Raw genomic sequence first — 24,631 nt, 5'->3', positions numbered from 1 at the left:
CGGCGATGCATGGGAGTCCCGGCCACCGTCAAAGGTTCGACCGGAACGCATCAGGATAGCGCGTCGCCCTCGAGACGTCCCCGCAGCGGACTGGTCCGCGGGAAATGGGCCTGCAGGAATTCCATCTGGTCCGCCAGCACCCGGCGTCCCTTCAGGTAGATGTACTCGGCATGCGTGGGGGTGAACGGGATCGCCAGCAGCTGCATGCCGGCCTGTTCCGGCGTGCGGTCGGCCTTGTGGTTGTTGCAGCGCTTGCAGGCGGTGACCACGTTCTTCCACATGTCCTGCCCCTGCTGGCTGACCGGGGTCACATGATCGCGCGACAGCTCGCGGGCGGGGAAATGGCGGCCGCAGTAGAGACACAGGTGGGCGTCGCGCCGGAACAGGGTGGGATTGTTGAGCGGGGGGACGTAGTTATCACCCTGGCGGGCGCGGGTACCGTGGGTGGCGATGATGGAGTTGACCTCCACCGAGGACTGGCGGCCGGAACGCGCGTTGATGCCGCCGCGCACACGATAAAGCGGTCGGCCGCAGGCGTAGGCCACCTGCTCGCAGTAATAAAGCCGCACGGCCTGTTCCAGGCCGATCCACTCCAGCGGCATCCCGGAGGCATCCGTGCGCAGGACCTGATGCTCGGTCGGTAACATGACCTCGCCCACCCTCAAGGAAACACGGATTTCCTCACGCGGCTCACGGTTCCGGCGACACCCGCGCCCGTGAACAAACCGGTGCTTCCTCGGCACGTCTTCGCACAATAAACGGCAGCGGCGCGCAATACAATTTCATCCACATGAATCGTCCCGTCGCCAAACTCCGGCCCGGACTCCGGTTTATGCGGGACGGCGATTCCGCTACACTCACGGGCTCGTTTTTCGCTGCGGGGCGCTTTACGGCCCCGCGGCATCCGGTTTTTCCACCACCCGCGAGCGCGGTCGTGCCTCCCTTTGCCATTGGGGCCATCGGGATTGCGGGAACGCACGGCCCGGGGAGAAAGCGCATGGCAATCAGACTAACCGTACCCAAGGAGAGTGCCAGCGGCGAACGCCGTGTCGCACTGGATCCGCTGGTCACCGGCAAATTCGGCCAGCTGGGCGTGAGCGTTCAGGTCGAGAAGGGCGCCGGCGAAGCCGCCGGTTTCCCCGATTCGGCCTATGAGGGCGCCACCCTGCTGGACACCGAGGCTGCCTATTCACAGTCGGACATCATGGTCCGCGTGGCGCCGCCCACGGTCGAAGAGGTCAACCGGCTGCCGGAAGGCTCGACGCTGGTGGGGCTGTTCCACGCCCACCGTCATCCCGAGGTCGTCCGGGCCATGCAGGAGCGGCGCATCCAGAGCTTTGCGATGGAGCTGATCCCGCGCATCTCGCGCGCGCAGAGCATGGACGCGCTGTCCTCGCAGGCGGCGGTGGTCGGCTACAAGGGCGCCATCCAGGGCGCCGACCTGGCCTGCCGGTTCTTCCCGATGCTGACCACCGCGGCCGGCACCATCCGCCCGGCCAGGGTGATCGTGATCGGCGCCGGCGTGGCCGGGCTGCAGGCGATCGCCACGGCCAGGCGCCTGGGCGCGATCGTCGAAGCCTACGACGTGCGCTCGGCGACCAAGGAGCAGGTGGAATCGCTGGGCGCGAAGTTCCTCGACCTGGGCGTATCGGCCGAGGGCGAGGGCGGCTACGCCCGCGAGCTGACCGCCGAGGAAAAGAAGCAGCAGCAGGACGCGCTGGGCGAGTACATCGCGCAGGCCGACGTGCTGATCACCACTGCGGCGATCCCGGGCCGCGAGTCACCGAAGCTGGTGCCCGAGGACATGGTCAAGGGCATGAAATCCGGCGCGGTGATCGTCGACCTGGCCTCCGAGGGCGGTGGCAACTGCGTGCTGACGCAGCCGGGCGAGACCGTCACCCAGCACGGCGTGATCATCCACGGCCCGCTCAACGTGCCGTCGCAGGTTCCGCTGCATGCCTCCGAGATGTATGCCAAGAACCTGCTGAATTTCCTGACCCCGATGCTTCCCGAGGGGGAATTCAACCCCGACTGGGAGGACGAGGTCATCGCCCAGAGCGTGCTCACCCGTGACGGCGAGATCGTGCATGCCGCCACCCGTGATGCCATCCAGGGAGCTTCCTCATGATCGAGATCTCAGGTTTCGTAGCACTCTATATCTTCATGCTCGCGGCCTTCACGGGCTACGAGGTGATCTCCAAGGTCCCGGTCATCCTGCACACCCCGCTGATGTCCGGTTCCAACTTCGTCCACGGGATCGTCCTGGTCGGGACCATGGTCGCGCTGGGTCATGCCCAGACGCCGCTGGAACAGGCGATCGGCTTCATCGCCGTCATCCTCGCCGCAGGTAACGCCGCCGGCGGCTACGTGGTCACCGAACGCATGCTGGAGATGTTCAAGTCCAGCAAGGACGACAAGGGAGACAAGGCATGAGTCTGATCATCAACCTCGCCTACTTTGTGGCGGCGGTGCTGTTCATCGTCGGCCTCAAGCAGATGTCGTCGCCGACCACCGCGCGGCCCGGCATCATCTGGGCCGGCGTCGGCATGGTACTGGCCACCGTCGTGACCTTCGCGCATCCGGAGATCTCCGGCGGCGTGAACTACACCCTGATCGTTCTGGGTATCGCCATCGGCGGTGCGCTGGCCTGGTGGAGCGGCAAGAAGGTCCAGATGACCGACATGCCGCAGATGATCGCGCTGTACAACGGCATGGGCGGCGGCGCCGCGGCCGGCATCGGTGCGATCTACCTGCTGCAGGCCACGCCCGAGACGGTGACCACCACGGGTATGGCCATCGCGGTGATCGGCTCGGTCATCGGTTCGGTGGCGTTCTCCGGCTCGCTGGTGGCCTACGCCAAGCTGCAGGGCCTGATGAAGAAGACCCTGAACTTCCCCGGGCAGCAGGTACTGAACCTGGCAATCATCGCCCTGGTGGTCATCCTCGGCTTCGTGATGGCGCTGGGTGACGGCACGATCGGCGGCGGCACGCTGCTGGCATTCTTCATCCTGTCGCTGGCCTTCGGGGTGCTGATGACCCTGCCGATCGGCGGCGCCGACATGCCGGTGGTGATCTCGCTGTACAACGCGCTGACCGGCCTCGCCGTGGGCTTCAAGGGCATCGTACTGGACAATCCGGCCCTGATGATCGCCGGTATCGTGGTCGGTGCGGCCGGCTCGCTGCTGACGCAGCTGATGGCCAAGGCCATGAACCGGCCGCTGAAGAACATCCTGTTCAGCCAGTTCGGTGGCGGCTCCAGTGCCGCGGAAGAAGAGATCGAAGGCACGATGAAAGAGATCCAGGCCAACGACGCCGGGATCATGATGGCCTATTCCAGCAAGGTGATCATCGTGCCCGGCTACGGCATGGCCGTGGCCCAGGCCCAGCACAAGATCTGGGAGCTGACCGAGCTGCTGCAGAAGCGCGGCGTGGACGTGAAGTTCGCGATCCACCCGGTGGCCGGCCGCATGCCCGGACACATGAACGTGCTGCTGGCCGAGGCCGGCGTGCCCTACGACATCATCTACGACCTCGACGAGATCAACGACGAGTTCAAGACCGCCGATGTCGCGATGGTGATCGGGGCGAACGACGTGGTGAACCCGGTGGCCCGGACCAACCCCGACTCGCCGATCTACGGCATGCCGATCCTCAACGCCGACGAGGCGCACAACGTCATCTGCGTCAAGCGCGGCCGCGGTTCCGGTTTCTCCGGCATCGAGAACCACCTGTTCTATGCCGAGAACAACCGCATGCTGTACGGCGATGGCCAGAAGGTCGCCGCGGAACTGGTGGCCAGCGTCAAGGCGCTCGGCTGAAGCCCGCGACCGGAGGGCGGCATCGCCGCTCCTCCGGGACGCCCCGGACGGACCCGGAGACCCGGCCCCCTGTGGCCGGGTTTTTTATGCCCGAACGCCCTGCGGGGCTTGCAACTTGTACACAACCCGTGCAGGGGCCGCCTCCGCCCGGGGCCAACGGGGCACTTGCGTGGACCAGCGCTCAAAGAGGCTCACATATAAACGGTAAATTACTGTGTTTTCGGGCTTTTCATTGTACTGACCATTTTTTGACCAATCTGTCATCATCCGCGACAGTACAAGGGCTCAGGAAGTTTCCCCCCGCTTCTTCCACAGAGTTATCCACAGGTTCTGTGGAAAACCTCGCCCCACCCACGGACTCGGGAAGCGCGGCCACGTCGCGTACACTGACCCCATGCCCGACACCCCCGCATCCGCGCCGTCCATCGTCCGGGTGGCCATCGACCGCCCGCTGGACCGCCTGTTCGACTATCGCTCGCCGCCGGATCGCGACGTGCGGCCCGGCATGCGCGTGCGAGTCCCGTTCGGCCCCACCCGCCTGACCGGGGTGGTGATGGAAGCGGGGGTCACCAGCGAGATGGACCCCGGGCGCCTGCGTGCGGTCAGCGAAGTGCTGGACGCTACCCCGATCCTCCCCGACTCGCTGCGTGAACTGCTCGGCTTTGGTGGCCGGTACTACCACCACCCGATCGGCGAGGTGGTGCTGGGGGCCCTGCCACCCGCCCTGCGTCGCGGCCGGCCGCTCCCGGAAGCCGCCACCCCCGAACCGCTGTGGGCGGTGACCGAGCAGGGACACCGCGCCCTGGCCGACGGCGCCGTACGCGGCGAACGCCAGCGCGCGATCGTCGCGGCGCTGGCCGACCCCGACAGCGCCCCCGGCGGTCGCCTCGATCGTCCGACCCTCGCCGGCATCCTCGGCCGCCGACCCGCCCCGCGCGAACTGGAGCGCCTCGCCGAACGCGGCTGGCTGGAGTGCCGCCCCCCGGAACATCCGACAGACGTCCCGCCGGAGGCCGATAGCGCGGCGGCGCGACCGCTGACCCCCGAACAGCAGGCCGCGGTAGACGCGCTCACGCCCGGCGAAGCCCAACCCCTGCTGCTGGAGGGGGTGACCGGGTCCGGCAAGACCGAGGTCTACCTGCGCATGGCGGAACGCGTCGTCGCGCGTGGCGAGCAGGTCCTGGTGCTGATCCCCGAAATCGCCCTGACCCCGCAGCTGGCAGCCCGTATCCAGGCGCGCTTCCCCGGCCGCGTCGCGCTGCTGCACTCCGGCCTGGCCGAGGGCGAACGGCTGCGGGCCTGGGCCAGCGCGGCCCGCGGCGAGGCCCGGGTGGTGGTGGGCACCCGTTCGGCGCTGTTCACGCCCCTGCCCGAACCCGGCCTGATCGTGGTCGACGAGGAGCACGACGCCGCGTTCAAGCAGCAGGACGGCTTTCGCTACAACGCCCGCGACCTCGCGATCAAGCGCGGCCAGCTGGAGGCCATCCCGGTGGTGCTGGGCTCGGCCACGCCGACCCTGGAGACCCTGCAGGCTGCCCGCCAGGGCCGGTACACCCACTGCCCGCTCCGCACCCGCCCCGACGGCACCGCCCCGCCGCGGATCGAGGCCGTGGACACCCGGGTGCACACCCCCGACGAGGGGCTGACCTCGCCGCTGCTGGACGCCATGCAGGCCACCCTCGCCGGCGGTCAGCAATGCTTCGTCCTGCTCAACCGCCGCGGCTATGCCCGCACGCTGGCCTGCGATCACTGCGGCTGGGTCGCCGATTGCCGCCACTGCGACGCCCGCCTGACCATCCATGCCGGCCAGCCGCGGGCAATCTGCCACCTGTGCGGGCACCACGAACCGGTCCCCGACCGCTGCCCGGACTGCGGCGCCGAGCTGGCCCGCCGCGGGCTCGGCACCCAGCGCCTGGAACAGGCCCTGGCGCGACACTTCCCGCAGACCCCGCTGATCCGGCTGGACCGCGACAGCATCCGCCACAAGGGGGCGCTGGAGGACGCGCTGGAGCGCATCCGCTCGCTGGACGCGGCGATCGTGGTCGGCACCCAGATGCTGGCCAAGGGCCACGACTTCCCGCGCGTGGGCCTGGTGGGCGTAGTGGACGTCGACCAGGGCCTGTACTCGGTGGACCTGCGCGCCGCCGAACACACCCTGCAGCTGATCGTGCAGGCCGCCGGGCGCGCCGGACGCGGCGAAGCCGGCGGACGGGTGCTGCTGCAGACCGGGCACCCGGAGCATCCGCTGATCCGCGGTCTGGACGCCGCGGACTACACCGCCATGGTGCGTCCCCTGCTGGACGAACGCGCGGAGAGCGGCTTCCCGCCATTCGGTCATCTGGCCCTGGTGCGGGTGGAGGCCGAGGACGCGAACACCGCGGAGACCCGCGCCGGGGAGGTGGCCGCGCCCCTGCGCCGCGCGGCCGCGCCCGGCGTGCGCGTCCTGGGTCCCGCCCCGGCCCCGCGCCACCGCGTGAACCGGCGCTACCGCGAGCAGATCCTGGTGCAGTCCGGCGACCGCCGTGCCCTGCACGCGACCCTGCACCAGGCGCGCCGGGCCTGGGAGGGGCTGACCCTGCCGCGCGAGGTGCGCATCGCGCTCGACGTGGATCCGGTCAGTCTCGCCTGAAGCCGTCCGTTCGCCTTTCTGTTCGCATCACCCCGTCGTTCGCCTGCAAGCAGGCGAACAGGGCGGCATCGCGGGGCCCGACGGGTTAGAATACGCGTTTTGCCAGCACGGACCCGCAACCCTTGAAAGACACCCTGACCCAGGCCCTGGAAACCGCCCTCGCAACCCTCGTCGCCGACGGCCGCGTGCCGGCCGATCATGGCGTGTCGGTGGAGGTCAGCCGCGCGCGCGACCGCGAGCACGGCGACTTCGCCAGCAACCTCGCCATGCAGCTGGCCAAACCCGCGCGCAGCAAGCCGCGCGACCTGGCCGAGGCGCTCGCCGCCGCGCTGCCCGAGGTCCCCGGCCTGGCCAGCACCGAGATCGCCGGTCCCGGCTTCATCAACTTCCGCCTGGCCGCCGATGCGCGCACGCAGGTGCTGGGGCACATCGCGGAACAGGCCGGCGATTTCGGCCGCTCGAACGCCGGCGGCGGACGCCCGGTGCAGGTGGAATTCGTCTCCGCCAACCCCACCGGGCCGCTGCACGTGGGCCATGGCCGCGGGGCGGCGTTCGGTGCGACGGTCGCCGACCTGCTGGACTTCTCCGGCTACGACGTCACCCGCGAGTACTACGTCAACGACGCCGGACGGCAGATGAACATCCTCGCGGTGAGCGTGTGGATGCGCTATCTGGAGCGCCACGGCGTGGAACTCCCGTTCCCGGCCAACGGCTACCGGGGGGATTACATCTACCCCATCGCCGATGCCCTGACCCGGCACATCGGCGACCGCGGCGTGCATCCGGCCGCGGACGTCACCCGTGACCTGCCGCCCGACGAGCCCGACGGCGGCGACAAGGAGACCTACATCGACGCGCTGGTGACGCGCGCGCGGGACCTTCTGGGCGAGGCCCTGTGGGACGAATTCTTCGAGGGCGGCCTGAACGCCATCCTTGAGGACATCCGCGACGACCTGCGCGAGTTCGGGGTGGAATACCAGTGCTGGTTCTCCGAACGCAGCCTGGCCGACTCCGGCGCGATCGACGCCGCGGTGGAGGACCTGCAGGCGCGTGGCGCACTGTATGAACAGGACGGCGCGCTGTGGTTTCGCTCCAGCGACTACGGCGACGACAAGGACCGCGTGGTGCGCCGCGATAACGGCGACTACACCTACTTCGCCTCGGACATCGCCTACCACCGCGAGAAGTTCCAGCGCGGCTTCGAACGCGTGATCAACATCTGGGGCGCCGACCACCACGGCTACGTCCCGCGCGTGCGCGCCGCGCTGCAGGCCCTGGGCCTGGAGGCCGAGCGCCTGGACGTGCTGCTGGTGCAGTTCGCGATCCTCTATCGCGGGGGCGAGCGCCTGCCGATGTCCACCCGCGCCGGGCAGTTCGTGACCCTGCGCGAACTGCGCGACGAGGTCGGGTCGGACGCCGCGCGCTTCTTCTACGTGCAGCGCCGCTGCGACCAGCACCTGGACTTCGACCTCGACCTGGCCAAGTCGCAGTCGAACGACAACCCGATGTACTACATCCAGTACGCCCACGCGCGCATCGCCAGCGTGCTGCGCACCGCGGGCGAACGCGGCCACCAGCCCGCGGCGGCACAGGCCGACGGCCTCGCCGAACGTCTCGTCGAGCCGCACGAGGACGAGCTGCTGGACCGCCTGGACCGCTTCCCCGAAGTGGTCGCGGCCGCCGCGCAGGCCTGCGAGCCGCACCAGATCGCCCAGTACCTGCGCGAACTGGCCGGCGGTTTCCACACCTATTACAACGCCGTGCCGTTCCTCAACGCCGGAGACGAAGAGCTGATCCGGGCCCGCCTGGCGCTGGTGACCGGCATCAAGCAGGTGCTGGGCAACGGCCTGCGCCTGCTGGGCGTGCACGCCCCGGAGCAGATGTAACCCCATGGCCCAGGCCCGCAAGGTACGCCGCAAGCCGGCACAAAAGAAAGAACGCGGTCCGCTGCCCGGCTGGATCTGGCTGCTGGCCGGCCTGCTGATCGGGCTGGGCGTGGCCGCAGTGCTGTACCTCCAGGGGGCGGATCGCCCCGACAGCCTGAGCGACTGGCTGAGCGAACGCGATCGCCCCGCGGCCGAACCGCGCCCGGAACCCGTGCCCGACCCCGCTTCCGAACCCGAGCCCGAGCGCGAGGAACCGCGCTTTCGCTATTACGAACTCCTGCCCGAGGACGAAGTGACGGTGCCCGATACGCCGGCCCGCGACGATGCGGATACGGCCGCCCCGCCCGCGCCGCTGGATGCACCGGATGCCGACGGGCCCGTGGTGCTGCAGACCGGCTCGTTCCGGCGCCCCGAGCAGGCCGACGAGATGCGTGCCCGCCTGACCCTGCTGGGCCTGTCTCCCGAAGTGCGGGAAGCCGAGATCGACGGCGACACCTGGTACCGCGTGTACCTCGGGCCGTACAGCGATCCGGACCGCACCCGCGAAGTCCTGGAACGGCTGCGCTCGGAAGGCATCGAGGCCCTGCGCCTGCGCGACCGGGGCTGACCATGGAGACCGGGGAGAGCGCCGCGCCGGATCTCGACGCGCTGTCCGCCGAAGTCGACGGTCTCCAGCGCATTGCCGAACGGCGCGACCTGCAGGACCTGCTCCGCCGCGCGCGACGCCGGCGCGACCGTGGCCAGGCGTTCGACCGCCTGGCCCGCAACCTGCAGCAGCGCCTCGCGACCGAACAGCAACGCGAGGCCGCGGCCGAGGCGCGTCGGCCGCAGCCGGTGTATACCGGGGATCTACCGGTGCACGCGGAACGCGACCGGATCATCGAGGCGATCCGCACCCACTCCGTGATCGTGCTCTCCGGCGAGACCGGCTCCGGCAAGACCACCCAGCTGCCCAAGCTGTGCCTGGAGGCCGGACGCGGTCGCGGCGGGCTGATCGGCCACACCCAGCCGCGGCGCATCGCCGCGCGCTCGGTGGCCGCACGCATCGCCGAGGAGCTGGGCACCCCGCTGGGCGAGGAGTCCGGCGCCGCGGTGGGCTGCAAGGTCCGCTTCTCCGACCGCACCGGGCCGGACAACTTCGTCCGCCTGATGACCGACGGCATGCTGCTGGCCGAGATGGCCCACGACCCCGAGCTGCTCGCCTACGACACCGTCATCGTCGACGAGGCCCACGAACGCAGCCTCAACATCGACTTCCTGATGGGGGTCCTGCAGCGCCTGGTGCGCAAACGTCCGGAGCTTCGGGTAATCATCACCTCGGCCACTCTGGACCCGGAACGCCTGTCGCGGTTCTTCGACGACGCCCCGATGATCGACGTGCCCGGGCGCACCTATCCGGTGGAGCTGCGCTACCGCCCGCTGGAACCGGATGCCGCGGGCGACGACGAAGACGGTGACGGCGGCGAACGCGACCTGTTCACCGGCATCCGCGACGCGGTGCGCGAATGCCGCCGCGCCGGCCCCGGCGACATCCTGGTGTTCCTGCCGGGCGAACGCGAGATCCGCGATGCCCACCGCGCCCTGCGCGGCGAGGAATCCGCGCCCGACACCGAGGTCCTGCCACTGTACGCCCGACTGTCGGCGCGCGAGCAGTCACGGGTGTTCCAGGCGCACTCGGGCCGGCGCATCGTGCTCGCCACCAACGTCGCCGAGACCGCGCTGACGGTGCCCGGCATCCGCTACGTGATCGACTCCGGGCTGGCCCGGGTGTCGCGCTATTCGTGGCGCACGCGGGTGCAGCGGCTGAGCCTCGAACCGGTATCGCAGGCCGCCTGCGACCAGCGCGCCGGCCGCTGCGGCCGCCTCGGGCCGGGGGTCTGCATCCGCCTGTTCTCCGAGGAAGACTACCAGCAGCGCCCGGCCTTCACCGACCCCGAGATCCAGCGCTCCAATCTGGCCTCGGTGATCCTGCAGATGGCCGCGCTGAAACTGGGCGACCCGCGGCGCTTCCCGTTCGTCGACCCGCCGGATTCGCGTCTGATCAAGGACGGCTACCGCCTGCTGGAGGAACTGGGCGCGGTGGATGCCGGCCACCGGCTGCAGGAGCGCGGCCGCCAGCTCTCGCGCATGCCGGTGGATCCGCGCCACGGGGCGATGCTGCTGGCCGGCGCGGACCATGGCTGCGTGACCGAGACCGCCACCATCGCCGCGTTCCTGTCCCTGCAGGACCCGCGCGAGCGCCCCGCCGACGCCACGCAGGCGGCCGACACCGCGCATGCCGAGTTCCGCGTCGAGGGCTCCGACTTCATGGGCATGCTGCGGCTGTGGCAGGCCTGGCACGACGCGCGCGAGGCACGCGGCTCGAACGCCCTGAAGCGCTGGTCCCGCGAGCACTTCCTCAACTTCATGCGCATGCGCGAATGGCAGGAGCTGCGCAGCCAGCTGCTGCGTCTGGCGCGCGACATGGAACTGCACCCGGGCCGCGCGACGGCCGAACCCGCGTCCGTCAAACCAGAGTCCGTGCACCGCGCCCTGCTCAGCGGGCTGGTCAGCCAGATCGGGCAGAAGACCGAACGCGGCGACTACCTCGGCGCGCGCAACCGCCGCTTCCAGATCCATCCGGGCTCGGTGCTGGCGAAGAAAAAGCCCAACTGGGTGGTCAGCGCGGAGATCGCCGAAACCACCCGGGTGTACGCCCGCGAGAACGCGCGCATCGAACCCGACTGGCTGCTGGAGGTGGCGCCGCACCTGCTGCGCCATCATATCTTCGAGCCCCATTTTCAGCGTCGGAGCGGGCGCGTGGGCGCCTACGACCGCATCACCCTCTACGGTCTGGTGGTGGCGGCGAAAAAGCCGGTGGACTTCGCCCGCCACGACCCCGAGGAGGCCCGGCGGATCTTCATCCGCGAGGGACTGGTCGGCGGCCAGCTTCGCACCCGCTCGCGCGGCGTGCGCGCCAACCGCGAGGCGGTGGCCGCGATCACCGAGGAGGAGGCCCGCGGCCGGCGCCGCGACCTGCTGGCCGAGGAGGACCGGCTGTTCGAGTTCTACGCCGCGCGCATCCCGGAGGACGTGCGTGACGGCCCGTCGTTCGAACGCTGGGTGCGCAAACGCGAGCAGAAGGACCCCGACAGCCTGCGCATCGACCCCGCCGAGCTGCGCAACGACCCCGAAGAGTCCCTGCCGCAGGGCGCCTACCCCGACCACCTCGAACTGGAGGGCCTGCGCCTGCCGCTGCACTACCGCTTCGAACCCGGGCAGGAAGACGACGGGGTGACCGTGGACGTTCCGGTGGCCGCACTCAACGCGGTGCCGGACTGGCTGGGTGACTGGCTGGTGCCGGGCCTGCTGGAGGAGCGGGTCACGGCACTGCTGAAGAGCCTGCCCAAGAGCCTGCGGCGCCAGTTCGTGCCAGCCCCGGACTTCGCCCGCGCCGCGCTGGCCCGGCTGGAGCACCGCCAGGGCCCGCTGCTGCCGGCGCTGGCGGAAGAACTGGAGCGCATGACCGGCACCGCCATCCCGCCCGATGCCTGGCGCCCGGACACGCTCGAACCGCACCTGATCCTGCGCTTTCGCATCCTCGACCCGGAGGGGAAAGAGCTGACCGCCGGGCGCGACCTGCCGGCGCTCAAGGCCGAACTGGGCGGCACCGCGGAGGCCACCTTCGACCCCGGCCCGACGAGCGGCCCCCAGCGCGAGGGCATCACCGAATGGGACTTCGGCGCATTGCCGGAGAGCGTGGAACAGGAACACCAGGGCGCCCGCATGCGCGCCTTCCCGGTGCTGGTGGACCGCGGCGACAGCGTGTCGCTGGAACTGGAACCCGATCCGGCCGCGGCCGAACGCCGCCATCGCGCCGGGCTGCGCCGGCTGTTCCTGCTGGCCCTGCGCCCGGCGGTGCGCGATCTCAAACGCCAGCTGCCGGACATGGACCGCGCCAGCCTGCACTACGCCACGCTGGGACAAGGCCGGGGTGAGGGCATCGCCCTGCGCGACCAGGTGCTGGAGGCGGCGGCCGACCGGGTGTTCCTCGCCGACGCCCCGGAACAATGGCCGCGCGATGCCGAGGCCTTCGCCGAGCGACTGGAAGCCGGGCGCAGCGAACTGGGTCCGGCCGCTACCGAACTGGCGCGCCTGGCCGCCGACATCCTCGCCCGCTGGCACGACCTGCGCAGCCGGCTGCACGGTGATCTGCCGTTGTCCTGGATCGAGGCGGCGCGCGACATCCGCGATCAGCTCGACACCCTGGTCCCGCCGGACTTCCTGCTGAGCACCCCGCCCGACGTGCTGCCCGAGTTCCCGCGCTATCTGCAGGCCATCGACCGGCGCCTGGAGCGCCTGACCCGGGCCCCGGACAAGGACCGCGCCGGCCGGGTGGCGGTGGAACCGCTGTGGCAGAAGGCCCGCGACCTGCTGGAGCGCCGTCCCGACGACCCCGATGTCCTGGCCTTTCGCTATCGCATCGAGGAGTTCCGCGTATCGCAGTTCGCCCAGGAACTGGGCACCCGCGAAAAGGTCTCGGCACAGCGCCTGGAACGCGAGTACGACACGCTGATCAAACGCTTTGCCGGATCTTTGTAGGCAACGGGAGGGGAGCGCATGCATGTGGTGGTCATCGGAGCCGGCGTGATGGGGGTCACCACCGCGTGGTATCTGCGCGAGGCCGGATTCGATGTCACCCTGCTGGACGCCGCGCCGGAACCGGCGGCCGGCGCCAGCCATGCCAACGGCGGCATGCTGCACGCCAGCCATGCCGAGCCCTGGAACACCCCCGGCGTCGGGCTCGATCTGCTGCGCTATCTGGGGCGCGAGGACTCCCCGCTGCTGATGCGCCCGCGCGCCCTGCCGGGACTGGCCGGCTGGGGCCTGCGTTTTCTGTGGCACAGCCGGCGTTCGGCTTTCCAGCGGCACGCCCTGGTCAACGCCCGCCTGGCCGCGTTCTCCCTGCGCGAGACCCGGCGCCTGAATCGGGAACTGGCCGGCTCCGGCCTGGACTTCGACTTCCGCGAGTCCGGCATCCTCAAGGTCTTCCGCGACCCGCAGAGCCAGGCCCGCAATCGGCATGCGGCCAAGGCCATGCAGGACGAGGGCGTGCGGTTCGAGGCCTGGGAAACCGAGCAGGTGATCAACCGCGAACCGGCGCTGGCCGGGGTACGCGACGAACTCTGCGGCGGGCTGTATTTCCCGGATGATGCCATCGGGGATGCGCGGCGCTTTACCACCGGACTGCTCGAGCTGGCGCGGAACCGCGGCCTGTGCTACCGGCCCGCGACACGGGTGCGGCGACTGCGCACGTTCCAGGGGCGGATCGACGCGATCGAGACCGATGAGGGACCCATCGCGGCCGATGCCTGCGTAGTCGCGAGCGGACACGAGGCCCCGGCGCTGCTGCGCCCGCTCGGGCTGCACCTGCCGGTGGCCCCGGTGAAGGGCTATTCCCTGAGCCTGCCGATGGATGCCGAACGGCGACTGAACCTGCCGCTGATCGACGACGCCAACAAGGTGGTCATGACCCCGCTGGGCGATCAGCTGCGGCTGGCCGGCACCGCCGAGTTCGCCGGCGCCGACGCCCGCATGGAACCCCGCCGGGCGGCGAACGTACTGGCCCAGTGCCGGCGCACGCTGACCACGCTGCCGGCGGAACTCGACCGCGAGACCATGGCCCCGTGGGCCGGGCTGCGCCCGATGAGCGATCGCGGTACGCCGATCCTGGGTCCCACGGCGGTACCGGGCCTGCATCTCAATACCGGCTCCGGGCACCTCGGCTGGACCTTTGCCTGCGGCGCGGCGGCGCTGGTGCGCGACGGGCTGCTGGGGCGGGCGCCCGAGGCCTCGCTGGAGGACTTCCGGCTCTGAGACGGGCGCGCGGGCCTCAGTCGCCGACCGGGGCGAATACCAGCCGCAGCCGCGCTCCACCCAGCTCCGGCGCCCGCTCGATCTCCAGCTGGCCGCCATGGTCGCTGACCAGGGTGTGGATGATGCTCAGTCCCAGCCCCTGCCCCGCCGCCTGTCCGTGCACATCTTCGCGCGTGTCGGCCCGCTGGCCGCGTTCGAGGACCCGCTCGCGATCGGCGGGCTCGATACCCGGCCCGTCGTCATCCACCGTCAGCACGGTTTCCCGCCCATCGCAGTGTGTGGTGATCCGCACCCGCGAGCGGGCGTGGCGCACCGCGTTGTCCAGCAGATTCCCCAGCAGTTCGAGCATCGCGCCCGAATCCATGCGCAGGGCACAGCCCTCCGCCAGATCGGTCTCCAGCGACGCCCCCTGGTGCTCCGCCAGCCGCCGCAGGGCGCGGCAGGTGCGCTCGATCACCGGGGCCAGCGGCTCGGGCGTCTGGAACGGCACCGGGCCCACCCGCTGGGCCTGGTTGAGCTGGTGCTGGACCATCGCCTGCAGGCGGTCGACCTGGCGCCGCAGGTCCTCGTGATCGGGGGCGTGTCCTTCCAGATTCAGGCGCAGCGAGGCGATCGGGGTCTTGAGACTGTGGGCAAGATCCGCCAGTGCGTTCTGCTGGCGCACCAGACGCTCGCGCTCGAAGTCGATCAGGTCGTTGATGGAACCGGTCAGCGCCCCGATCTCGCGCGGATACGGTCCCTCCAGATGCACCCGGTCACCGTGGCGCAGGGCGTCCAGCTCCGCGCGCACCCTGCGCAGCGGCCGCAGGCCCCAGAACCACAACGCCAGGATCAGGGCCACGATCAGCGACAGGGTCATGGTCAGCAGGCCCTGCCACAGGCTGTAGCGGTAGCTCTCAACCTGCTCGTCGAATGCGCTGCGATCCTCCAGCATCTGGAACACCAGCGGCACCGATTCGCCATCCAGCTGCCAGCGCACCGTCATGCTGTAGGCAAAGTATTCGTCGCGCGTCCAGTCATTCAGTTCGGTGGCCACCGCCGACGGCGAACGCCAGACGGTATCGCCGGCAGGCCCGAGGATGCGCGCATACAACCCGCCGCCGGGCAGCTGCAGCCGGCTCTCCGGCAGCATCTGCGGCACCCGCACGTCGTCTTCCGCGAGCACCTCGACCATGCCCATCAGCAGCAGCACCTGCGCCTCCAGCCGGGTTTCGGCCGCGTCCGCGGCATTGTCGCGAAAGGCGGTTTCCAGCACCCATGCGGTCAGCACCGAGAACAGCAGCACCACCGCCACCGCCACCAACCCCATGCGCAGGAGCAACGGCGCGCGGGCGGCGCGATCGGCCAGGGAACGCTCGGCAAGGGCCATAGAAGGGCGTGATGTAACCGTTCAGGCGTCGGCCGAAGCGGCGTCGGGCTGCAGGGCGAAACGATAACCGCGGCCGCGCAGGGTCTCGATCACGCCCAGCCCGCCGTCCGGGTCCAGCTTGCGCCGCAGGCGCCCGATCAGCACCTCGATCACGTTGCTCTCGCGGTCGTCGTCGTGTTCGTAGAGATAGTCGGCCAGGGCGTCCTTGCTCAGCACCCGGCCGGGCTGGCGGGCCAGATGCAGCAGCAGGCGGTACTCGAAGGTGGTCAGGCTGACGCCCTCGCCGTTCAGCCACACGGCATCGGAGGCAGTGTCGATCACCAGCGGGCCAAAGCGCAGCGCCTCGTGCCCCGACTGCAGGCTGCGGCGCGCCAGCGCGCGCAGGCGCGCCACCAGCTCCTCCACGTGGAAGGGTTTGGTCAGGTAGTCGTCGGCGCCTGCCTCCAGACCCTCGACCTTGTCCTGCCAGCGGTCACGGGCGGTCAGCACCAGGATCGGCAGCCGCGGCTTGTGTTCGCGGGTCCGGCGGATCACGTCCAGGCCGTCCATCCCGGGCAGACCCAGGTCCACCACGGCAATGTCGCAGTTGTATTCGGCCAGCAGATACAGCCCGGTGTCGCCATCGGCGGCGGTGTCCACCCGGCAGCCCGATTCCTGCAGCTCTCCGGCCAGCTGGCCGCGCAGCGCCGAATCATCCTCCACCAGCACGATTCGCAGGTTCATCGCCGCACCTCCGTGCCCTGTTCGATCCGCAGCGTCCGGACCTCCTGATTCTCGGTCAGGATACGCACCACGAAGACCCGTACGCTGCCCTCGCCGTCATTTTCCCGGGCCGAAAGGATCCGGCCGGGATACAGCGCCTCCACCTGTTCGACCGCCTCGTCCAGCGTCCACACCGGGTTGCGATCCGCCCCGTCCTCGCGCGCACCGGCGCCCCCCGCCAGCAACAGGATCAGAAGGAACACCACGGGGGCAAGACGGGACATTCGGATTCCCCACACACTGGACAACATCAACAATCTCTCCCTGACTGAGTTCGACGGACGGTTGCAGTGCCAAGGGTATCCGCCTAGCCTGAACCGCATCTGAAATCCGCATGCGACACAGCCGAGCCACCATGTCCGAACCCAGCGATCTTCCCGTCGAACCACCGGCCGACCCCGAGGCCGAAATCCCCATCGAGGAGGAGGCCGGCCCCATCCGCTGGAGCGAGCTGATGCCCCATTTCGCCCGCGGTGTCGTGATTCGCGTGGCGCCCGAACTGGACCTGATCGAGGTGGCCCGTGCCTTCCGTGACGATGCCACCCACGAGGTCAGCGCGTGGCTGACCAGCGGCCAGGTGGCGCGCGCCTCCGACGAGGACGCCCGCCGCTGGACCGAGGCCGATCCGGTGTTCACCGCAATCGTGGCCGCCCCGTGGGTGCTGGCCCAGGAGCGGACGACGGCGCATTAGGCGGGTCGGCCCCAATCGGCCGGAGGGCCGGCCTCCTACCCCCCAGCCGCAGGAGGCCAGCCCTCTGGCCGATTGGGTTACCCCGCGGCCGACCCCGCGCGATCAACCCCCCATCGCCTCGGGGTCGAACCTCACCGCAATGCCGTCGTCGTGCACGCGCACAACCTGGGCACGGACCTTCGGTGGCTCGTCACCGTCCCCCAGCAGGCCGAACACCTGCAGCATCAGCTCGTCGTCCGACTCGAGCTCCAGCAAGCCCCTGAGGTCCGGTTTCTGCCCCTCCTCCCAGCGCAGGAAGGCCCCGCCACCGGAGATGTCATTGGTGGTCAGGGTCACCGGCTCGCCATCGCCCGCCGATACCACCACGTTGACCGTCATCGGTATCCGCGGATGACGTCGCCGCTCCTCGATCATGGTTCCATCCCCTTGCTGTCTTAGAAAACGCTAATCGAAAACGATTTTTTTTTGTGCTATACCGTCGAGGCAATGATCGACCCAAGGCGAGATCATGCGCAAGGCCGGGCACGAACCCGGCCGCGCCAATGAAGAGCCCGGATCGTCACACCGGGCCGGAGGATGAAGGCAGCGCATCACAGCTGTCGCCGCTAAAACAGCAAACCTTCAAGACGGAGGAGTCCGTAACAATGAAGAAATCGCGTCTTACTTTCGCGGGGCTGGTCGGGGCCGTGGCCCTTGCCATTCCGTTCGCGCAGGCCACGGCCGGCGACGAAATCACGCGTGGACAGCTGATGGCCGACACCTGCGTGAACTGCCACAGCGCCGCGTCCGCCGAGGCCGGGGGTGCCCCGGATCTCAGTAACTATCCCTCCAGCCTCATCGTCAGCCAGATGAAGGCGTTCCGCGATGGTGATCGCCCGGCCACGGTCATGGACCGTCATGCCACCGGCTACACCGATGAGGAAATCGAGGCCCTGGCCGCGTACTTCGGTCAGTGAACGGCCCAGAACACAAGAGAGGGAGAGACATCATGCAGGAATTTTCCCGCCGTAATTTCATCAAGGTCGTCGGCGCGGGGAGCGCCGTGGCCCTGACCGGCATCGGCTGTGCGCCGCACAAGACGCGTGGCGCCGACAAGGCCCATGTCGTCGTGGTCGGCGGTGGCTCCGGTGGCGCCACCGCCGCGAAATACCTGAAAAAGTATTCGCCGGAACTCAACGTCACCCTGGTCGAGCCCAACGCCCGCTATTACACCTGCTATGGCAGTAACTGGGTGCTGGGCGGCATCGTCGACATGGACTTCATCGAGCAGACCTACGGTGCGCTGGAAAGCCGCCACGGAGTCAAGGTGGTGCAGGACCGCGTGACCGCGGTGGACGCCGACGGCCGCAACGTCCGTCTCGCCAGTGGCGAGACCCTGCAGTACGACAAGCTGGTCATGTCCCCGGGCATCGACTTCCGCTATGACCGCACCGAGGGCATCAGCGAGGCCGACGCCGAGCGCATCCCGCACGCCTGGAAGGCCGGTGACCAGACCCGCATCCTGCGCCAGCAGCTGGAAGACATGCCCAATGGCGGCACGTTCGTGATGGTGGCCCCGCCGAACCCGTTCCGCTGCCCGCCCGGGCCGTACGAGCGCGTGTCGCTGATCGCGAACTACTTCAAGCAGGAGAAGCCCCGTTCCAAGATCATCATCCTTGACCAGAAGGACGGCTTCTCCAAGCAGGGCCTGTTCGAGGAAGGCTGGGAACAGGAATACGGCGACATGATCGAATGGCGCCCGGCCTCGGACGGCGGTCTGGTCGAGGAGGTCGACGTGCGCAACATGACCGCGGTGACCGAAGCCGGTTTCGAACGGGTCGAGGCCGACGTGATGAACTTCATCCCGGCCCAGCACGCCAACCAGGTCATGCACGACGCCGGACTCACCAACGCGGAGGGCTGGTGCCCGGTGCGTCAAGACACCTTCAGGTCCGAACATGACGACAACATCTATGTGCTGGGCGACGCCTCCGTGGCCGGTGCGATGCCGAAGTCGGGCCACTCCGCCAACACCCAGGGCAAGATGGTCGCCGCGGCGATCAGCCACGAACTGGCCGGCCGCGACCCGGTCACCCCGACCGCGGTAAACACCTGCTACAGCCTGGTCACGCCGGACTACGGCATCAGCGTGGCGGCGGTGTACCAGTTCAAGGACGGCCAGATGGCCGGCGTGGAAGGCGCCGGTGGTGTCAGCCCGACGGGTGCATCCAGCCGCTTCCGCGAGCAGGAAGCTCAGTACACCCGCGGCTGGTACGCCGGCATTACCGCGGACATCTGGGGCTGACCGAAGCCTTTAGCCTCATCACACGAACGGGATGGACCCTGTTGACGGCGCCCTCCGGGGCGCCGTTTTTTTGCGCCCCCTCCCGCCACCGCGCCTTCCTCAGGCGTTCAGATCGGGGATCAGGCGGCTGCGCAGCCGCGCAATGGTGTCCTTGAGCTGAAGCTTGCGCTTCTTCAGTCGGCGGATCTCGAGAAAATCCGGGGACGGCCCGGCGTGCATGGCGGCGATCGCCGAATCCAGCGCCCGGTGCTCCGCCTCCAGTTCCGTCAGTCGTGCGCGTATCTCGCTGTCGTATTCCACGTCCGCTCCCCGGGATCCAACTGGATCCAACGCCTCGCGTATCATCCCAGACCAGCCCGGTCAGGGCCACAGGCTCGCTCACCCGCAACTCCGGAGACCGCAACATGGCCGTACGCAACACGTCGCTGTCCATCCCCACGCCGCGCGGGATCCGGCTGAGCGGCGTCCTGGTGGAACCCGACGGCCCGCTGCGCGGCAAGGCCTGTATCGCCCACTGCTTTGCCTGCTCCAAGGACTTCCCCGCCACCGTGCGCCTGGCCCGCGCCTTGGCCGAAGAGGGCTACGCCACCCTGCGCTTTGATTTCGCCGGCCTTGGCGAATCCGATGGCGCGTTCGAGGACTCCACCCTCCAGACCGGCCGCGAAGACCTGGAAGCGGCGCTGGACACCCTCGCCGCGCACCACCCGGACACGGAGCCCACCCTGCTGCTCGGCCACAGTTTTGGCGGGGCGCTGGCCATTCTCGTCGCTCCCGAACGCCCGGAGGTCGACGCCGTCGTCACCATCGCCGCACCCAGCCAACCGGGGCACGTGCGCCACCTGTTCCAGGATCATGCCGAAGAAATCGCGCGCGAGGGTCAGGCCCGGCTGATCATCGGGGGCCGTCCGGTCACCATCGGCCGCGCGCTGCTGGAGTCCATCGAGGAGCCCACGCTGGAGACCGCTCTGGCCCGGCTCAACCGGCCGATCCTGCTGCTGCATGCCCCCGGGGATACCGTGGTCAACGTCGACCATGCCGGGCACATCTTCCGCATGGCGCAGCACCCGCGCAGCTTCGTCGCCCTCAACCGCGTCGACCACCTGCTCTCGCGCCCGGAACACACCCGCTACGTCGCCGGCCTGATCCGCGCCTGGTCCGCCAACCTGACCGATTGACGCATCCACCGCCGGATCGCGCAGGGGGCTGCGCTCCTACGAGACCTCCCCCGGCCGCAGGAGGCCAGCCCTCTGGCCGATCGGGGCTTCCCCGGCGCCGGATCGCGCAGGGGGCTGCGCTCCTACGGAGCCCGCCCCGGCCGTAGGAGGCCAGCCCCCTGGCCGATCGGGGCTACCAGTAGCTCTCGGTGGTGAGATGCCCCGGCTTGCGCCGGCGGTTCTTCTCCAAACCCCGTTCGCGCAGCATCGACTGGGTTTCGGAGACCATGTCGGGGTTGCCGCAAAGCATCACCTGGGAGTGCTCCGGCGCAAAATCGATCCCCGCCTGCGCCTCCAGCTCGCCTTCCGACAGCGCCGTGGTAATGCGCCCCTGGATGGCACCGGGGTGCGCCTCGCGACTGACAAAGGGGATGTACTGAAACCGCTCGGGATCGCGCTCGGAGAAGCGTGCAATGGTGTCCTGGTAGGTGAGCTCCTCGGCGTGGCGCACCGCATGCACCAGACGGATGTTCTCGAAGCGTTCCCAGGGCTCGTCGGTCTTCAGGATGGACAGGAACGGGCCGATGCCCGTACCCGTCGATAGCAGCCACAGATCGCGCCCGTCGGGGATCTCGTTCAGGGTGAAAAACCCCGTGGCGCGCGGCATCAGCTCCACCGTGTCGCCGGGTTCGAGCTGTACCAGACGGTTGGACAGCGGCCCGTCCGGCACGGTGATCATGTAGAAATCCAGCGGGCGCTCGTCCGGGGCGTTCACGTACGAGTACGGCCGCCCCACCAGTTCGCCGTCGATCTCCATGCGCAGGCGGTTGAACTGCCCGGCCACGAACGGTTCCACGTCCGCATCGATGCGTAGCGAGAACAGGCGGTCGGTCCACTGCTTGCGTTCCTGCACGGTGCCGGTCACCCAGCCCATATTCCTGACTCCTGTACTTGGTTAAAGGCAAGCATGCGGGCCGCGCCCGGGCATTTCAAGCAACCCCGGGGCGGCCCCTATAATATCGTCCATCACTGAAAACCACAGACAGGAGTACAACCGATGGCACGCACCCCCTCGCAGATGATCGAGCTGGGCACCGAGGCCCCCAACTTCCAGCTGCCCGATGTCGTCTCCGGCGAGACCATCAGCCTGGACAGCTTCCCCGACGCCAAGGGCTACATGATCGCGTTCATCTGCAACCACTGCCCCTTCGTGCAGCTCATCCGCCACGAGTTCGCGCGCTACGGGCGTGAATACACCGAAAAGGGCATCGCAGTGATCGCCATCAACTCCAACGACATCGAGGCCGTCCCCGAAGACGCCCCGGACGCGATGCGCGACGACGCCCGCCGCTTCGGCTACAAGTTCCCCTACTGCCTCGACGAAGACCAGTCCGTGGCCAGGGCCTACCAGGCCGCCTGCACTCCGGATCTGTACCTGTTCGACGCCGAGCGCAAGCTCTACTACCGCGGCCAGTTCGACAGCACCCGCCCCGGCAGCGACCAGCCCGTCACCGGCGAAGACCTGCGCAACGCCACCGACGCCCTGCTCGCCGGCCAGCCCGCGCCCGAGCCTCAGCACCCCAGCCTCGGCTGCAACATCAAGTGGAAGCCCGGCAACGAGCCCGCCTATTTCGCCTGAGGCCGGTCGACGAACGCCGCGATCGGCCAGAGGGCTGGCCTCCTGCGGGCCGGGGGCGCCTTGTGGGAGCGCAGCCCCCTGCGCGATCCGGCCGCGTGGTCGGGATTGTGAAGAGGCCGTGTTACGCTGCGGCTCCGACCGGACAAGGAGTGTCGGTATGGCGGATCACCACGACAACAGCTACAAGCTCCTGTTTTCGCATCCCGAGATGGTGCGGGACCTGCTGACCGGTTTTGTCCGGGAGGACTGGGTGAGGGAGCTGGATTTCTCCACGCTCGAGAAGGTCAACGGGTCCTATGTGACCGACGAGCTGCGCGATCGCGAAGACGACATCGTCTGGCGCGTGCGCTGGGGCGACGGCTGGCTTTACGTGTACCTGCTGCTGGAGTTCCAGTCGAGCGTGGACCGTTTCATGGCGGTGCGGATGATGACGTATCTCGGGCTGCTGTATCAGGACCTGATCCGGCAGAAGGCCCTGACGCCCGGCGGCCGCCTGCCCCCGGTGCTGCCGGTGGTGCTCTACAATGGAGAAACGCGCTGGACGGCCGCACAAAACGTGGGCGAGCTGGTCGAAAGGGTACCGGGCGGTCTGGAGCGTTACCGGCCCGATCTGAGCTATCTGCTGCTGGACGAGGGCGCGATCGTGGACGCGCCCGACTGGTCGGACGAGACGCGCAACGTGGCGGCGGCGCTGTTCCGGCTGGAGCACAACCGCAACGAGCAGGACCTGCTGGAAGTGCTGGGCCGTCTGGTGGAATGGCTGCGGTCCCCGGAGCAGACGGGGTTGCGGCGCTCGTTCGTGGTGTGGATGCGCCGGGTCATGCTCCCGCATCGAGCACCGGGGATGGAACTGCCGCCGTTCAACGACCTTCAGGACTTGCACGAGGTACACGACATGCTGGCCGAACGGATCAAGCACTGGCCCGACCGGTGGATCGAGGAAGGGCGCCAGGAAGGGCGCGAGGAAGGGCGCCAGGAAGGACGCCGCGAAACCGCGCGCAATCTGATCCGGTCAACCGAGATGGACGACCGCGCGATCGCCGAGATTGTCGGGCTGACAATCGAGGAGGTGACCGGGCTGCGGGAAAATCCTCCGCAGTGATCCGCTCCGGTCCGGATTATCGGGCCTGGATCGATGCCGGACCGATATCGGTGCCTTGATCGCCGGGACGGCAACAAAACCGCGGTTCTGGTTAGGTGTGCAGCCCCCTGCGCGATCCAGCGCGCGGTCAATCACGCACGTAATACCCGTGTCGCGTCGGTCCCTGCGAATCGAAACAGTGCGAAATTCGGTTAAACAGCGCGCTGTCCCCGCGTTCGTGATGCCGATAGAGCGCATGGGCCACCAGATCCGCCAGCTGGATCAAACGCGACGCTCTCGAATCAAGGAACACCGGAACTTCGGCGTAGTTGTACGTCTTTCCCCAGGCGTGTCCGTAGTGCTTGAAATCTCGCGCCAGAGACTGAATCCGCTGCTCGGTCGAGGATTTATCCAGAAGGATCAGGCCCCGCTGAGGATCGCCGTGCCGGGCGTAACAGCGCTTCAGGAACAGATCGAACCGGCTGCAAAGTTGCTCGAAAAGGTGTTCCACAGGATCTTCGCCCGGAATCCCCGTCTTGCGCACGGCTCCGCCAAACAGGCGAACACCCTGAGGGTGGTGCCTCACCACAACATCCAGTGCATCCTCCATGGCCTGCGTCCGATCTTCACGAGAGACCCTGCGCCAGGCATTCTTGCCGCTGCGCATGGGAGAGCCATGGAGCTCGACACCGTGAGGATTTTGTGGATCGAACCGGGCCGCAATCGCGTTAAGCTCGTCCTCGAGGAAATGGGCCTTGCGCTCGAAGACACTCACGCCAGCCAGGACGAAGAAATCCTCGGCCGAATTCGCGACGCTCCCTGACTCATCCAGGTAAAGGAGATGCATGGCTTCCCTGCCCGCTCACAAAAAGGCCGCCCTGATGGCGGCCATTCAGAAATCTTGAGGGAGCCGAGGGAGTAACGGAACTCCAAACATTGCAGGATAAGGCAACGCTACCCGACTCGCATCTTGGATGCTGCGACCGGATCGTCCCAATGTCAACAGCCGGACACGGGAACGAGCGAGGAGTGCGAGCCTCAACGCGATGCGGCATCGCAGGATAACCCCAATCGGCCAGAGGGCTCGCCTCCCGCCGGGGGTGGGAGAACCTTCGCCAATCTTCGGGATCGATGATACATTGGTAAAACGAATTATCGATCGACCAGGGTCCCTATCAGTCAACGTAGTTGTCGCCTCAACGCAACCGACAGGTGACAACCATGAAGCACTACTCCGCGGAGCGTAAGGAAGCCGTCCTGCGCAAGCTGGCACCACCGATGAACCTCACTGTCCCCGAGGTGGCCGAGGCCGAGGGGATCTCCACGGCGACCCTGTACAATTGGCGCAAACAGGCCCGTGAGAGAGGACAGGTTTTGCCATCACGAGGATCGACCCCGGAGGGCTGGAGCAGCGAGGAGAAGTTCCGCGTCGTGCTCGAGACCGCGCCAATGACCGAGGCGG

23 protein-coding genes are annotated in these 24,631 nt (G+C 68.6%); 15 read left to right on the top strand and 8 right to left on the bottom strand.

Annotated features, from left to right (window positions below; genetic code table 11):
* Positions 1–50: 50 nt before the first annotated feature.
* Positions 51–647, bottom strand: a complete 597-nt coding sequence (locus tag D893_RS12195; protein WP_019021709.1) for an HNH endonuclease — start codon at positions 645–647, stop codon at positions 51–53.
* A gap of 350 nt (positions 648–997) precedes the next feature.
* Between D893_RS12195 and D893_RS12190 the strand changes: the two genes are divergently transcribed.
* From D893_RS12190 to D893_RS12155, 8 genes are all read left to right on the top strand, one after another.
* A complete protein-coding gene (locus tag D893_RS12190; RefSeq protein ID WP_018946752.1) occupies positions 998–2,128 on the top strand; it encodes an NAD(P) transhydrogenase subunit alpha in 1,131 nt (376 codons plus the stop codon).
* Positions 2,128–2,433: an NAD(P) transhydrogenase subunit alpha gene (locus D893_RS12185; protein ID WP_024329127.1), complete on the top strand. Its 306-nt coding sequence runs from the start codon at positions 2,128–2,130 to the stop codon at positions 2,431–2,433. Before D893_RS12190 ends, D893_RS12185 begins: the two co-directional genes overlap by 1 nt.
* Positions 2,430–3,818 (top strand): NAD(P)(+) transhydrogenase (Re/Si-specific) subunit beta, encoded by a 1,389-nt coding sequence (locus tag D893_RS12180; protein ID WP_018946751.1) that lies wholly within the window; start codon positions 2,430–2,432, stop codon positions 3,816–3,818. Before D893_RS12185 ends, D893_RS12180 begins: the two co-directional genes overlap by 4 nt.
* Positions 3,819–4,212: 394 nt before the next feature.
* Positions 4,213–6,447, top strand: a complete 2,235-nt coding sequence (locus tag D893_RS12175) for a primosomal protein N' (protein ID WP_110619929.1) — start codon at positions 4,213–4,215, stop codon at positions 6,445–6,447.
* Between the two features lie 122 nt (positions 6,448–6,569).
* Entirely contained in the window at positions 6,570–8,333 is a 1,764-nt protein-coding gene (gene argS / locus D893_RS12170) for an arginine--tRNA ligase (protein ID WP_110619928.1), read from the top strand.
* A 4-nt stretch (positions 8,334–8,337) separates the two neighbouring features.
* A complete protein-coding gene (locus D893_RS12165; RefSeq protein WP_018946748.1) occupies positions 8,338–8,940 on the top strand; it encodes an SPOR domain-containing protein in 603 nt (200 codons plus the stop codon).
* A 2-nt stretch (positions 8,941–8,942) separates the two neighbouring features.
* Complete coding sequence (gene hrpA / locus D893_RS12160) at positions 8,943–12,914, top strand: ATP-dependent RNA helicase HrpA (RefSeq protein ID WP_110619927.1); 3,972 nt, start codon at positions 8,943–8,945, stop codon at positions 12,912–12,914.
* Positions 12,915–12,932: 18 nt separating this feature from the next.
* Positions 12,933–14,189, top strand: coding sequence for an FAD-dependent oxidoreductase (locus D893_RS12155; RefSeq protein ID WP_110619926.1), 1,257 nt, complete (start codon positions 12,933–12,935; stop codon positions 14,187–14,189).
* Positions 14,190–14,205: 16 nt separating this feature from the next.
* On the opposite strand, the gene D893_RS12150 is transcribed toward D893_RS12155, so the two are convergent.
* From D893_RS12150 to D893_RS12140, 3 genes are read right to left on the bottom strand one after another with little or no spacing between them, the layout of a single operon-like run.
* On the bottom strand, positions 14,206–15,558 hold the full coding sequence (locus D893_RS12150; protein ID WP_110619925.1) for an ATP-binding protein: 1,353 nt from the start codon (positions 15,556–15,558) through the stop codon (positions 14,206–14,208).
* 21 nt (positions 15,559–15,579) lie between these two features.
* The gene (locus D893_RS12145; protein ID WP_018946744.1) at positions 15,580–16,281 is read right to left on the bottom strand and encodes a response regulator transcription factor; all 702 of its coding nucleotides are present in this window, start codon (positions 16,279–16,281) and stop codon (positions 15,580–15,582) included.
* Positions 16,278–16,544 carry a hypothetical protein gene (locus D893_RS12140; protein ID WP_110619924.1) on the bottom strand — a complete coding sequence of 89 codons (267 nt, stop codon included), beginning with the start codon at positions 16,542–16,544 and terminating at the stop codon, positions 16,278–16,280. Before D893_RS12140 ends, D893_RS12145 begins: the two co-directional genes overlap by 4 nt.
* A gap of 131 nt (positions 16,545–16,675) precedes the next feature.
* Between D893_RS12140 and D893_RS12135 the strand changes: the two genes are divergently transcribed.
* On the top strand, positions 16,676–17,011 hold the full coding sequence (locus tag D893_RS12135; protein WP_018946743.1) for a DUF2288 domain-containing protein: 336 nt from the start codon (positions 16,676–16,678) through the stop codon (positions 17,009–17,011).
* Positions 17,012–17,113: 102 nt separating this feature from the next.
* Here D893_RS12135 and D893_RS12130 read toward each other — a convergent pair whose 3' ends face one another.
* Positions 17,114–17,425, bottom strand: coding sequence for a PilZ domain-containing protein (locus D893_RS12130; protein ID WP_026288946.1), 312 nt, complete (start codon positions 17,423–17,425; stop codon positions 17,114–17,116).
* Between the two features lie 230 nt (positions 17,426–17,655).
* Between D893_RS12130 and D893_RS12125 the strand changes: the two genes are divergently transcribed.
* The gene (locus D893_RS12125; protein WP_018946741.1) at positions 17,656–17,967 is read left to right on the top strand and encodes a c-type cytochrome; all 312 of its coding nucleotides are present in this window, start codon (positions 17,656–17,658) and stop codon (positions 17,965–17,967) included.
* Positions 17,968–17,999: 32 nt separating this feature from the next.
* Positions 18,000–19,295 carry an NAD(P)/FAD-dependent oxidoreductase gene (locus D893_RS12120; RefSeq protein WP_110619923.1) on the top strand — a complete coding sequence of 432 codons (1,296 nt, stop codon included), beginning with the start codon at positions 18,000–18,002 and terminating at the stop codon, positions 19,293–19,295.
* Positions 19,296–19,394: 99 nt separating this feature from the next.
* Here D893_RS12120 and D893_RS12115 read toward each other — a convergent pair whose 3' ends face one another.
* Complete coding sequence (locus D893_RS12115) at positions 19,395–19,595, bottom strand: YdcH family protein (RefSeq protein ID WP_018869247.1); 201 nt, start codon at positions 19,593–19,595, stop codon at positions 19,395–19,397.
* A gap of 104 nt (positions 19,596–19,699) precedes the next feature.
* Between D893_RS12115 and D893_RS12110 the strand changes: the two genes are divergently transcribed.
* On the top strand, positions 19,700–20,470 hold the full coding sequence (locus tag D893_RS12110; protein WP_110619922.1) for an alpha/beta fold hydrolase: 771 nt from the start codon (positions 19,700–19,702) through the stop codon (positions 20,468–20,470).
* A 172-nt stretch (positions 20,471–20,642) separates the two neighbouring features.
* Here D893_RS12110 and D893_RS12105 read toward each other — a convergent pair whose 3' ends face one another.
* Complete coding sequence (locus D893_RS12105; protein WP_077244205.1) at positions 20,643–21,383, bottom strand: ferredoxin--NADP reductase; 741 nt, start codon at positions 21,381–21,383, stop codon at positions 20,643–20,645.
* Positions 21,384–21,506: 123 nt separating this feature from the next.
* Here D893_RS12105 and D893_RS12100 point away from each other — a divergent pair, with 123 nt between their 5' ends.
* Together D893_RS12100 and D893_RS12095 are read left to right on the top strand one after the other, a co-directional pair.
* Positions 21,507–22,088: a thioredoxin family protein gene (locus tag D893_RS12100; protein WP_018946737.1), complete on the top strand. Its 582-nt coding sequence runs from the start codon at positions 21,507–21,509 to the stop codon at positions 22,086–22,088.
* Between the two features lie 157 nt (positions 22,089–22,245).
* A complete protein-coding gene (locus tag D893_RS12095; protein ID WP_110619921.1) occupies positions 22,246–23,190 on the top strand; it encodes an Rpn family recombination-promoting nuclease/putative transposase in 945 nt (314 codons plus the stop codon).
* Positions 23,191–23,317: 127 nt separating this feature from the next.
* Here the strand turns inward: D893_RS12095 and D893_RS12090 are convergent, their stop codons facing one another.
* A complete protein-coding gene (locus D893_RS12090; protein ID WP_026288944.1) occupies positions 23,318–24,016 on the bottom strand; it encodes a DUF3800 domain-containing protein in 699 nt (232 codons plus the stop codon).
* Between the two features lie 374 nt (positions 24,017–24,390).
* Here D893_RS12090 and D893_RS12085 point away from each other — a divergent pair.
* A partial coding sequence (locus D893_RS12085; RefSeq protein ID WP_146220553.1) for a transposase occupies positions 24,391–24,631 on the top strand: 241 nt, incomplete at its 3' end.

This window comes from Thioalkalivibrio sp. ALE21 (assembly GCF_003208255.1).
Taxonomy (GTDB): Bacteria; Pseudomonadota; Gammaproteobacteria; order Ectothiorhodospirales; family Ectothiorhodospiraceae; genus Thioalkalivibrio; species Thioalkalivibrio halophilus.
Note: the sequence above shows the minus strand (reverse complement) of the source record. Positions and strands in the feature narration are given on the sequence as shown.